The organism is Brevundimonas sp. Leaf363, from assembly GCF_001424025.1.
GTDB lineage: Bacteria > Pseudomonadota > Alphaproteobacteria > Caulobacterales > Caulobacteraceae > Brevundimonas.
Window position 1 is genome coordinate 515,601 of sequence record NZ_LMPZ01000001.1, and the last position, 12,025, is coordinate 527,625.

Consider the following 12,025-nt stretch of genomic DNA (forward strand, 5'->3'; position numbering starts at 1 on the left):
GTATCCATGCTCTACGCATTCCACGAGCTCGCCTATCATTCGGCGACGCCATTCCGGATCGGCGCCCGACTGGCGCGCGATTTCTGGACCTCGCCCTTCAACCCGGCCGCCGATACGGCCATCGCGCGCACGGCCTACGCCTCGGCCGAGGTGTTCGAGAGCATGACGCGCCGCTACGGCAAGCCGGCGTGGGGCCTGGACGTGCTGACGATCAACGGCCAGCCGGTCCGCACGGTCGAACAGGTGGTGTGGTCCAGCCCGTGGGTGCGCCTGGTTCGCTTCGCCCGCAACCTCCCGGACCTGAAGCGCGCCGGCAAGCCGACGGCTGCGCCCGCCGTCCTGGTGGTCGCCCCCCTCTCGGGCCACTACGCCACCCTGCTGCGCGGTACGGTCGAGACCTTCCTGCAGGACCACGACGTCTACGTCGCCGACTGGATCAACGCCCGGCAGGTGCCGATGCTGGAGGGGCGCTTCGACTTCTACGACTACATCGACCACGTCCGCTCCATGCTGGCCAAGGTCGGACCGGGCGCGCACGTCGTCGGCGTCTGCCAGCCGGGTCCGCCGGTGCTGGCCGCCTGCGCCGTGATGGCCGAGGAGAACGACCCCAACCGCCCGGCCTCCATGACCTTCATGGGCTCGCCCATCGATGCGCGCCTGTCGCCGACGGTGACCAACCAGCTGGCGGAGGAAAAGCCCTTCACCTGGTTCAAGTCGAACATGATCCACACCGTGCCGCTGCCCTATCCGGGCTTTGGGCGGCGGGTCTATCCGGGCTTCGTGCAGCTCTACAGCTTCATGTCGATGAACGAGGCGCGGCATACGGATGCGCACTGGGAGTATTTCCGCGACCTGGTCGCCGGGGACGGCGACGGCACGCACAAGCACGAGGAATTCTACGACGAATACCTGTCGGTGCTGGACCTGACGGAAGAGTTCTATCTGCAGACCATCGACATCGTCTTCCAGCAGCATCTGCTGGCGCGCGGCCTGCTGGAGCACCGCGGCCGCAAGGTGGACCTCAGCAAGATCACCGACATCGGCCTGATGACCGTCGAGGGCGAGAAGGACGACATCTCGGGCGTCGGCCAGACCCAGGCGGCGCACGGCCTGACGCCCAACATCCCGGACGAGCGCCGGGTGCTGTACGTCCAGCCCCAGGTCGGCCACTACGGCGTCTTCAACGGCCGCCGGTTCCGCGACGACATCTACCCGCGCGTCCGCGATTTTATCGCCCTGAACGAGGGGATCAGCGAGGCGGCGCGTGGCGTACCGGAACGGCCAGCGGCTGCGGCTTGACGGGCTAGCCGGCGACCTGCCGGTACGCCTGTCGGTCAACCCGCGCTCGCGCCGGGTCTCCATCCGTATCGACGGCCGGGCCGGCGAGGCCGTGGTGGTGGCCCCGTCCGAGCGGCGGCTGGCCGACGGCGTCGCCTTCGCGCGCCAGAAGGCCGCCTGGATCGCCAGCCGGCTGGCCGCCCGCCCCCAGGCGGAGGGGCTGGAGCCGGGGGGCTCGGTCAATCTGAAAGGTCGGCCGGTGCGGCTAGAGGGCATGGGCGGCGCCGGTGCGGCGAGGCTGGTCCAGACGCCGGACGGCCCCGTCATCCGCTCCGGCGGCGAGGGCGAGGCGTTCGAACGCCGCGTCGAGAACCTGCTGAAACGCGAGGCGCGGGCGGCGCTGACCGAACGAACCGAGGTTCACCTGACCGCTTTGGCGCAAAAGCCCGTGCGCGTCTCCATCGTCGACACCCGCTCGCGCTGGGGGTCGTGCAGTCCGCACAATCGCTCGATCCGCTACTCGTGGCGGGTGGTGATGGCGCCGGAGCCCGTCATCGACTACCTGGCCGCCCACGAGGTGGCGCACCTGGTCCACGCCGACCACAGCCCGGCCTACTGGTCGGTGGTGGAGCGGCTGGTGGGAGACCATCGCCCGTTCAGGAAGTGGCTGCGCGACCATGGGGCCGCGCTGCAGGCGGTGGGACGTTAGGCGTCAGTCGCCGCGCGTGAAGGCGGCTTCGTACTTGCCGCCCACCTTGACCCCGATGGCCCAGTTCATCTCCTGACCGCCGGCGAAGCGGACGCGGTAGGTTTCGATCCTGCCCTGCGTCGCATCCTGCGACTGAAGGAGGCTTGCGCTCTCGACGGCGCCCAGCGACGACAGGCCGGCCTGCATCCCGGCCAGCTGGGTCTGGCAGGCGGTCAGGAGCTGGCCGCCCATGATGTCGTCCGGGCAGGCGCCGCCCGCCACCGACGTGATCATCCGCGTCAGGTCGGCGCCGTATTCGCCGCCCCCCGGCGCCGAGGATTGGGCCTGGGCGCCGGTCGCGACCAGGGCGGCGAGGCCGGCGAGGGCGAAGGTCAGGCGCATGGGACGGCTTCCTTAGAAGAACAGCGGGTCGCGGCGGCGTTCGGCGGGCTGATCCGCTTCGGGCTTCTGCTCCGGCTGGGGCGTGTTGGGCCGGACCACGGGTTCGGACGGCGTCGGCTCGGGCTTGGCGGGCAGGGTGTTGTAGGCGGTGCCCTGCTCGGGATCGACCGGCTCGGACGGGCTGCCGCCGAACGGATCCTCGACCTGGCCCAGCATGTCGCCGACCGGGTCGGGGGGCGACCATCCCTCCGGCATCGGCGGGCCGTCGGGAATGCGCTCGACCGCCAGGCGCGGCAGGGCCGCCTCCATGAAGCCGCGCCAGATGGCCACGGGGCTGGAGCTGCCGGTCACGCCGCGCATGGCGGTGTTGTCGTCCTTGCCGACCCAGACTGCGGCCACGAAGCCGCCGGTGTAGCCCACGAACCAGGCGTCCTTGTAGTCCGAGGTGGTGCCGGTCTTGCCCGCCAGATCGCGTCCGGCGATGGCCGCGCCGCGACCAGAGCCCGAGGTGATCACGCCGCGCAGCATCTGGTTCATGTAGATCAGCGGCGGATTGTTGATGACCTGCTGGGCCTGACCCTCGCGCGGGCCGCGCTGGTAGATGACCCGGCCCTGCGGCGTGCGGATGCGGCTGATGCCGTAGGCTTCGGCGCGGCGGCCGCCGTTGGCGAAGGCGGCGTAGGCCTGGGCCATCTCGACCGGGGCCACCTCGACGGCGCCCAGCGCCATGGCGGGCTCGAGCCCCACGCGGCTGGTGATGCCCAGGCGGCGGGCGGTGCGCGCCACGCTGTCGCGCCCGACCTGGTCGGCGACGCCGGCGGCGATCGTGTTGGTCGACTGGGCCACGGCCTGGGCCAGCGTCATCGGCCCAGAGAAGGTCCCTGAGTAGTTGCGCGGCGACCAGTTGCCGATGCGGATGGGCTCGTCGACCACCGGGGTATTGGGCGTATAGCCGGCCTCCACCGCCGTCAGATAGACAAAGGGCTTCCACGACGATCCGGCTTGGCGGCGGGCGTCCACGGCGCGGTTGAACTGGCTGTCGGCGTATGAGGCGCCGCCGATCATGGCGCGCACCCGGCCGTCGCCGTCCATGGCGACCAGGGCGGCCTGCTCCACGCCCTTGGACTCGTCGCGGTCCAGGATGCGTCGCACCGACCGCTCGGCGGCGGTCTGCAGCGTCAGGTCCAGGGTGGTCTCGACGACCAGATCTTCGGTCGGTTCGCCGACCAGCCCGCGGATCGACTTGTCCAGCCAGTCGATGAAGTATTGCGCATGCTGCGTCGCCAGGGTGCGCGACACGCGCACGGGCTCCAGGACGGCGGCGGCGCGCTGGGCCGGCGTGATGACCCCGGCGTCCTCCATCTCGTTCAGCACCACGGTGGCGCGCGTGGCCGCCCGCTCGCTCTCGGACACGGGCGAATAGCGCGAGGGGGCCTTCAGAAGGCCGGCCAGCAGGGCCGCCTCGCCGACCGACAGGTTCTTGGCCGGCTTGTCGAAATAGCGCTGCGACGCCGCCTCGATCCCGTACGCCCCGGCGCCGAAGTAGACGCGGTTCAGATAGAGGGCGAGGATCTCCTTCTTGGTGAACTTCAGCTCCAGCCAGACGGCGAGCATAAGCTCCTGCACCTTGCGGCGCATGTTCTGGTCGGGCGTCAGGAACAGGTTCTTGGCCAGCTGCTGCGTCAGGGTCGAGCCGCCCTGGACCACGCGTCCGGCGCGCATGTTGGCCGCCATGGCGCGCGCCATGCCGACGGGGTCGAAGCCGGGGTGGTGGTAGAAGCGGCGGTCCTCGATGGCGATGAAGGCGGCCGGGACATAGTCGGGCAGGCTGTCCAGATCGGCCGGCGGCGCCTGCTGCGTGCCGCGGGTTGCGATCAGGGCGCCGTTGCGATCCAGGTAGGTGATCGAGGGCTGGCGATCGACCTCGTACAGGCTGGAGGTGTCAGGCAGGCCGCGCGCGAACACGGCGAAGAATACGACCAGGAAGATCAGACCCCAGACGCCCAGCACGGCGGCCCAGTAGAACAGTTGCTGCAGACGGGTCCGCGCCGGCTTGGGGCCGCCGCCACCACCGCCCGCGCCATTGCGCCCGAACCCTGCAACCGCCATCGAAACCCCTTGCGCCTCTAGAAGGCCGTCTTAGCCGTAACGGATGAAGGCTGAAACGTCGCCATTCACTTCACGCGAACGTGAGGGCGCATTTCGCCGAAACCAAGGCGGGCGTCACCGGGCCAGAAAGGCGTCGACTTCGGCGAAGAAGGGCGTGGGTTGGTCCAGCATGATGAAGTGGGCGCTGTCGTCGATCCGCTTCAGCTCGACGTTCGGCAGGCTGGCGTAGCTCATGGCGTAGATCTGGTCGGTAATCTCGGGCGTCATGCGGGCGTCGTTGAACTTCACATAGACCACCTCGGTCGGGGCGGAGATGCGGGCCAGTTCGGGGCGCAGGTCGGTGGTGATCAGCTCGCGGAAGCTGGCGGCCGAGACCTTCTGGTCGCTGCCCCGCATGTCTTCCAGCGGACCAGCGCGAAGGGCTTCGGTATTGATCATGCCGTTGATGGCGGTGGTCGCCTGGGCGACGTAGGCGTCGTGCGGGCTGTTGGCCTGGGCCGCGTAGATCTGGTCCGCCACTGGGGCGACGCTCTCGGCGGTCGCGCCCGGCGCGCCGAACATGGCGCCCATGAAGGGGACCATGTCCACGACCATCAGCTTGCCGACCAGGTCCGGGTGACGCGCCGCCAGCATCAGGCCGATGGTCCCGCCCATGGAGTGCCCGATGACGGCGGGCTTCTGCAGGCCCTTTTCCTGGATGTAGCGGGCGATCTCCTCGGCCACGGGCGCGGCGACCGGGCCCTGGGCGTTCGCCTCGGCCGGCGCGCCGGCGAAGCCCTGGATGTGGATGCGGTGGACGCGGTAGCCGGCGCCCAGGTGATCCACCGTCGACTGCCAGATTTCGGGCGAAGAGCTGAGCCCCGGGATCAGGATGACGTCGCGCGGGCCGTCGCCGTCCACCCGCACGTGCAGGCGATTCGAAGCGAAGTCGGCGTGCGCGTGACCGGTCGCGCCCATGTGGTGCGCATGCTCCTCCTGGCCTTCGGAGCTTTCGGCGCTGACTTCGCCCACGCCCGCCAGATTGGCGAACAGGCCGAGCGCGGCGATCAGGCCGGTCAGGATCTGGATGTTCATGCGTCGTCCTCCGCCGGCCGCACGCGGCCATGCCCCTATGTCGTCGCCGGTAGCCCGAACGGATGCGCGGGCCAAGTCCCGGCGCTGACTTCACGCGATGTCTTGGGCTAGACTGAGGCCATGAGCCCCGCCGACAGCGCCCCCGCGACCGCCAAGACGCCCAGCCCGACCACGCCCTTCGGCAAGGGCTTCATGCGCGACGCCTGGTATTTCGTCGCCCTGGCCGGCGACGCCGCGCCTGGTTCGCTGAAGCGATACGAAATCATGGGCGAGCCGGTGCTGATCGGCCGGACCCGCGCCGGCGATGTCTACGGCCTGCGCGACATCTGCCCCCACCGCGCCGCGCCTCTGTCGGCCGGCCGCATGGTGCACAAGCCGGGCGAGGCCGAGACGATCGAGTGCCCCTATCACGGCTGGCGCTTCCGCACCGACGGCGCCTGTGCGGCTATTCCGTCGCTGGTCGAGGATCAGGCGATGGAGGTCGATCGCATCCGGGTGCGGTCGTATCCGGTGCGCGAGAGCCAGGGCGTCATCTTCGTCTGGATGGGCGCGACCCCGGCGTCGGAACCCGATCACGAGCCGCCACTGTTCCCTGGCGCGGTCGGGAAGCCGCGGCTGGTGGAGAGCATGATCTTCGACAGCCATATCGATCACGCCGTCATCGGCCTGATGGACCCGGCGCACGGGCCCTATGTGCATCAGCAGTGGTGGTGGCGCTCCGAGCATTCGATGCACGAGAAGGCCAAGCTGTTCGAACCGCGCGAGCACGGCTTCGCCATGGTCCGCCACGCGCCCTCGTCGAACAGCCGCGCCTACAAGATCCTGGGCGGCGCCCCGGCGACCGAGATCACCTTCCGCCTGCCCGGCTATCGCTGGGAGCATATCCAGGTGGGCGAGAAGCAGGTGCTGGCCCTGACCTGCCTGACGCCGGTCACGGACACCAAGACCGAGATCACCCAGATCTTCTGGTCCGACCACTGGGTGTTCGGCCTGGCCAAGCCCTTCCTGCGCATGGGGGTCGTCGCCTTCCTGAAGCAGGACGGCGGCATGGTGAACCTGCAGAACGAGGGCCTGCGCTACGACCCGGCGCTGATCTGGATCGACGACGCCGACGTTCAGGCCAAATGGTATCAACAGCTGAAGCGCGAATGGCAAAAGAGCCGCGCCGAGGCGCGGCCCTTTGAGAATCCGGTCAAGGCCCGGACCCTGCGCTGGAAGTCGTAGGCCGGCTTAGCGCGCCAGCGAACCGGCCAGCAGGACGTCGATCTGCTTGCCCGCGTGCTCGGTCAGCGCCTTGACGTCCCAGCCGTCGTAGGCGGCGTAGCGGACGTTCGACAGATACAGCTCCCACACCAGGCGGCTGATCAGCGGCACGTCGGTGTCCTGGCCCAGTTCACCCGAGCCGACGCCGTCGCGCAGCACATTGGCCAGCACATCGATCTGGGCGCCCACGGCGCCGCGCGTGCGCTGGTCCGCCTCGGTCGGCTGGAACCACGAGCGGGCGATGACCGCCTGGATCAGCGGCAGCTGGTCGATCATGGCATGATAGCCGCCCGACAGCGACGCAACGAGGCGATCGCGCACCGAACCCTTGGACGCCGCGCCGGCCTGGAACTGTTCCAGCGAGCGGGACAGACGGTCGGTGAAGACGGCTTCGAACAGCTCGGCCTTGTCCTGGAAGTTGGCGAAGACGGCGCCCGTCGACATGCCGGCGGCCTTGGCGATGTCACGGATGGTGGCGGCGTCGTAGCCGCGCTCGGCGAACAGCTGGCTGGCGGCTTCCAGGACCTTTTCGCGCGTCCGGACCTTGGCGGCCTGGCGGCGGTTCATGCGGACGGGCTCGGCGGCGAGCGTGTGGGACTCAGACATGCGACTGACGGCACTCTACTACTGCGGCGGTGTTCAGGCCCGCCTTGAAAGATGTTGAAAGGGCTGAGAAACGTCAGGGCCGCCCCGCAAAGCAAAGGCGGTCGGTCGCTTTCGGCGGCCCCCGGAACGGCGGTTTCTGCTACCGCAAGATGACCAAAATGGGTCGCGGAGATTAACGCGCCGACGCGTTCGATCCGTCCGCCGTCGGACCGTCGTGCGGCCCTTTGAAGTTCAAGCGGTTTCTTCGGCGGGCCTGTGGCGAGCGGTCGCAGCTCGCAGGGCGCGGGTCGGGCTGGAGCGCCGTTCGAGCGGCGTCGCGGCCTGGAAGATCTGCCGGAACTGGTCGCGCCGCTCGTGGATCGAGGCCAGCACCAGGCCCATCGGCACGCCCAGGTCGACCAGGGTGTTCTCGGCCAGCTGCAGGGTCGCCTCCGTCGTCTCGGGAACCGCGTCGGTGACGCCCAGGGCGTAAAGGCGCGCGGCGTGACGGTCGTCGCGGGCGCGGGCGATCAGGATCATGTCCTGGCGGATGGCGCGGGCGGCGACGACCACCTCGTCGACCTTGGTGGGGGCGTCCATGGTGACGATCAGGGCGCGGGTGGACTGCACCCCGCAGGCCTTCAGCATCTCGCTGCGGCCCGCATCGCCGTAGTAGCAGTCGAAGCCCGCCTTGCGCGCCGCCTGCACGACCTGCGGATCGGAATCGATGGCGATGAAGGTCTGTTCATGCTCGGCCAGCAGCTCGCCGATCAGCCGACCGACGCGCCCGAAACCGACGATCATGACGGCCCCGTCGGCGGGCGGCGGCAACATGGGCGCGACCTCGGCCGCGGTCGCCGGCTTCTTGCCCGACAGCCGCTGACCCAGCATGGCCAGCAGCGGCACGGTGAACATGCTCAGCGTCGCGGCCAGGATGACGGTCTGGGTGAAGCCGGGCGAGGCGACGCCCTCGACCATTCCGGTGGCCAGGATGACGAAGGCGAACTCGCCCGCCGGGGCCAGCACCAGCGCCGTCTCAAGTCCCGCGCGGGCGCTGAGGCCGAACAGGCGGGCCAGGCCGAAGATGACCGCGGCCTTCAGCGCCGTCAGCCCGGCCAACAGACCCAGGACGATCCACGGATTGCGCGCCACCGCGTCCAGATCCAGCCCCAGGCCGACGTTGATGAAGAACACGCCCAGCAGCAGGCCCTTGAACGGCTCGATGGAGACCTCGACCTCGCGCCGGTACTCCGTTTCGGCCAGCAGGACGCCGGCGATCAGGGCGCCGATGCTCATGGACAGGCCGGCCGCCTGGGTCGCCATGCCCGAACCGACGACCACCAGCAGGCAGGCGGCCAGGAACAGCTCTGAGCCGCCGCCCTTGCTCTGGACCCGGGCGACCGAGCGGAACATGGGCCGCAGCACCACCCGGCCCAGCACGACCAGCAGCCCCAGGCCGATGGCGGCGGGCACCAGCGTCAGCAGCGTCGGCCCCATGGTGGCGAAGTCCAGCGCCTTGCCGGGCAGGGCCAGGGCCGCCAGGAAGCCGACGGTGATCAGGATGGGCGCCACGGCCAAATCCTGGGCCAGCAACACCGCGAAGGTGGCGCGTCCGACCGAGCCCTTCAGTCGTCCGCGCTCGGCCAGCACCGGCATGACCACGGCGGTCGACGACAAGGCCAGCCCCATCCCCAGAACCGCCGACGAGACGAAGGTCTGGCCCATCACCCGGAAGGCGACGCCCAGCACCAGCGTACAGGCCAGCATCTGCAGCATGCCCAGGCCGAAGACGAGCCGCCGCATGGCCTTCAGCCGCTCCCACGACAACTCCAGCCCGATCATGAACAGCAGGAAGGCGACGCCCAGTTCGGACAGGCTGTGCAGCTCGGCCTGGTCGCTGATGGTCAGCCAGAACAGCCAGGGATGCTCGCCGACGAAACGGCCGATGCCGTCGGGCCCCAACAGGATGCCGGCGCCGAGGAAGCCGAGTACGGGGCTGATCTTCAGGCGGCTGAAAAGCGGAACCACCACGCCGGCGGCGGCCAGAAAGACCAGTAGGTCGCTGTAGGCCCTGGCGCCGCTCTCGTGCATTCGCATCCCCGTGTGCCGGTCACATAAGCACGGCCAAGCTGACTTGCACGAGGGCGAAGCCATTCGACATGAACAATATTTAACAGACCTCGACGCCCGACGGGCCTAAACCGTCGACCATCCGCCCGTGGTGTTTCGCGGGCCAGTGGATTGTATTTCATGAAGTCGCTTCTGATTGGGGGCGCGCTCGCGGCCCTGCTCCTGCCCGCCGCCGCGTCTGCCCAGACCCAGGCCATTGCGGACAACCACGATCACGCCTGCCTCAACGCGGCCTGCACCCAGGTCAGCATCATGGACGCCTTCCTCGAGCAGGACGCCGGCGGCCACTACACGGGGACAGAGTCGCCCCGCTACGGGACCTGGGGTTTCGACCTCGCCGGTCGCGACACCTCGGTGAAGCCGGGCGACGACTTCTTCCGCTACGCCAACGGCTCGGCCTTCGACACCCTGGTCATCCCCTCGGACCGGACCAGCTATGGTTCGTTCAACCTGCTGCGCGAGCTGTCCGACAACCGGCTGAAGGTGATGGTCGATGAACTGACCGCCCGCAGCGATCTTCGGGCCGGCACCGATGAACAGCGTATCGCCGACCTGTACCGCAGCTATGCCGACCAGGCCCGCGTCGATCAGCTGGACGCCCAGCCGATCCAGCCCCTGCTGGCCCAGATCCGCCAGATCCAGACGCGTGAGCAGATGGCGGCGTGGATGGGCGGTTCGCAGGCCCGTTTCGGCGCCAGCATCTTCGGCGCCTTCATCAGCGACGACGCCAAGAACCCCTCGCGCTACGTCACCTATCTGAACCAGAGCGGCATCGGCCTGCCCACGCGCGACTATTATCTGGACGCGCGCTACGCGGACAAGAAGGCCGCCTATCAGGCCTACGCCGCCCAGATGCTGGAGATGATCGGTTGGGACAACCCGGCCGCGGCGGCCGAACAGATCGTCGCCATGGAAACCCAGATCGCCCAAGTCCAGTGGACCCCGGCCGAGAACCGCGACGACGACAAGACCTACCACGCCTTCACCCCGGCCGAGCTGACCGCCGCGGCGCCGGGCTTTGACTGGGCGGGCTATCTGAACGCCGCCGGCCTGGGCGCCGTGGACACGGTGATCGTTCGCCAGGACACCGCCTTCCCCAAGATCGCGGCCGTCTTCGCCGAAACGCCGATCGAGACCCTGCGCGCCTGGCAGGCCTTCCGCACCGCGTCAGAGGCGGCGCCCTATCTGTCGCAACGCTTCTCGGACGCCCAATGGGCCTTCTATTCGCATGAGCTGAGCGGCGCGCCGGAACAGCGCGTGCGTGACAAGCGCGCCGTGTCCTTCGCCGAAGGCGCGGTGGGCGAGGCGTTCGGCCGGCTGTATGTCGCCGACTATTTCCCGGCCTCGTCCAAGGCCCAGATGGAGCAGCTGGTCGCCAACCTGCGCACCGCCCTGGCCAACCGCATCCAGCACTTGGACTGGATGAGCGAAGAGACCAAGGCCCAGGCCCAGTACAAGCTGGACCACTTCAACGTGAAGATCGGCTATCCGACCAAGTGGCGCGACTACTCCGACCTGTCGGTGAGCGGCGACGATCTGGTCGGCAATGTCGAGGCGGTCGCCAAGTTCGACTGGGCCTTCGAGCTGGGTCGCCTGAACCGTCCGGTCGACAAGGACGAGTGGGGCATGACGCCCCAGACGGTGAACGCCTACTACGACCAGACCAAGAACGAGATCGTCTTCCCGGCCGCCATCCTGCAGCCGCCCTTCTTCGATCCGAACGCGGACCCGGCCGTGAACTACGGCGGCATCGGCGGGGTCATCGGTCACGAAATCGGCCACGGCTTCGACGACCAGGGGCGCAAGTCGGACGGCGACGGCGTGCTGCGCGACTGGTGGACCGCCGGGGACGCCACGCGCTTCCAGGCCAAGACCGAGCAACTGGGCGCGCAATACGCCACCTATGAGCCGATCGCGGGCTTCCACATCGATCCGGCCCTGACCATGGGCGAGAACATCGGCGACATGGCCGGTGTGACGGTGGGTTTGGACGCCTACCACCTGTCGCTGAACGGTCAGCCCGCGCCGGTGCTGGACGGCCTGACGGGCGACCAGCGCTTCTTCCTGGGCTGGGCGCAGGTGTGGCGTTCCAAGTACCGCGACACGGCCCTGCAGCAGCAGGTCGCCACCGACCCGCACTCGGCCGCGCAGTTCCGCGTTATCGGCCCGGTGCGCAACGCGGACGCCTGGTACGAAGCCTTCAACGTCCAGCCGGGCGAGAAATACTACGTCGCCCCGGAGGACCGCGTCCGCCTCTGGTAGGACTGCGTTCGACGGTTGATCGAGTTCAGGGCCGGGGCTTCACGCTCCGGCCCTTTTCTTTGCTCAGTCGGGGCTGGGTAGCGCGCACGAAAAAGCCCGCTGCGGGGGATACATCGCAGCGGGCTTTCTTTCGCTCTCTGACGGAGCGGACGTTTCCTCCCCGAAACGCCTTCGAGAGGGGATGCTTTCGCGTCACCGCCTCGAGTTACGCCAGATGCCGCCAACGACTGGTCC

General features: G+C 68.9%; 9 protein-coding genes. 4 read left to right on the forward strand and 5 right to left on the reverse strand.

The window, feature by feature from the left end:
* Positions 1–6 precede the first annotated feature (6 nt).
* Both ASG17_RS02490 and ASG17_RS02495 read left to right on the forward strand, forming a co-directional pair.
* Positions 7–1,299, forward strand: coding sequence for a polyhydroxyalkanoate depolymerase (locus tag ASG17_RS02490; RefSeq protein ID WP_056099011.1), 1,293 nt, complete (start codon positions 7–9; stop codon positions 1,297–1,299).
* Positions 1,265–1,987, forward strand: coding sequence for a M48 family metallopeptidase (locus tag ASG17_RS02495; protein ID WP_056098626.1), 723 nt, complete (start codon positions 1,265–1,267; stop codon positions 1,985–1,987). The genes ASG17_RS02490 and ASG17_RS02495 overlap by 35 nt, the downstream gene beginning before the upstream one ends.
* 3 nt (positions 1,988–1,990) lie before the next feature.
* On the opposite strand, the gene ASG17_RS02500 is transcribed toward ASG17_RS02495, so the two are convergent.
* The 3 genes from ASG17_RS02500 to ASG17_RS02510 form a co-directional block, all read right to left on the reverse strand.
* Complete coding sequence (locus ASG17_RS02500) at positions 1,991–2,368, reverse strand: hypothetical protein (protein WP_056098627.1); 378 nt, start codon at positions 2,366–2,368, stop codon at positions 1,991–1,993.
* 12 nt (positions 2,369–2,380) lie between these two features.
* The gene (locus ASG17_RS02505) at positions 2,381–4,477 is read right to left on the reverse strand and encodes a transglycosylase domain-containing protein (RefSeq protein ID WP_056098629.1); all 2,097 of its coding nucleotides are present in this window, start codon (positions 4,475–4,477) and stop codon (positions 2,381–2,383) included.
* Positions 4,478–4,591: 114 nt separating this feature from the next.
* A complete protein-coding gene (locus ASG17_RS02510) occupies positions 4,592–5,551 on the reverse strand; it encodes an alpha/beta fold hydrolase (protein ID WP_082496066.1) in 960 nt (319 codons plus the stop codon).
* Positions 5,552–5,671: 120 nt separating this feature from the next.
* On the opposite strand from ASG17_RS02510, the gene ASG17_RS02515 reads away from it, so the two are divergent.
* A complete protein-coding gene (locus tag ASG17_RS02515) occupies positions 5,672–6,775 on the forward strand; it encodes an aromatic ring-hydroxylating dioxygenase subunit alpha (RefSeq protein WP_056098632.1) in 1,104 nt (367 codons plus the stop codon).
* Between the two features lie 6 nt (positions 6,776–6,781).
* On the opposite strand, the gene ASG17_RS02520 is transcribed toward ASG17_RS02515, so the two are convergent.
* Both ASG17_RS02520 and ASG17_RS02525 read right to left on the reverse strand, forming a co-directional pair.
* Positions 6,782–7,420 (reverse strand): TetR/AcrR family transcriptional regulator, encoded by a 639-nt coding sequence (locus ASG17_RS02520; RefSeq protein ID WP_056098634.1) that lies wholly within the window; start codon positions 7,418–7,420, stop codon positions 6,782–6,784.
* A gap of 231 nt (positions 7,421–7,651) precedes the next feature.
* Positions 7,652–9,490 carry a cation:proton antiporter gene (locus ASG17_RS02525; RefSeq protein ID WP_056098636.1) on the reverse strand — a complete coding sequence of 613 codons (1,839 nt, stop codon included), beginning with the start codon at positions 9,488–9,490 and terminating at the stop codon, positions 7,652–7,654.
* A gap of 159 nt (positions 9,491–9,649) precedes the next feature.
* Between ASG17_RS02525 and ASG17_RS02530 the strand changes: the two genes are divergently transcribed.
* Positions 9,650–11,791: a M13 family metallopeptidase gene (locus ASG17_RS02530; RefSeq protein ID WP_056099016.1), complete on the forward strand. Its 2,142-nt coding sequence runs from the start codon at positions 9,650–9,652 to the stop codon at positions 11,789–11,791.
* Positions 11,792–12,025 lie beyond the last annotated feature (234 nt).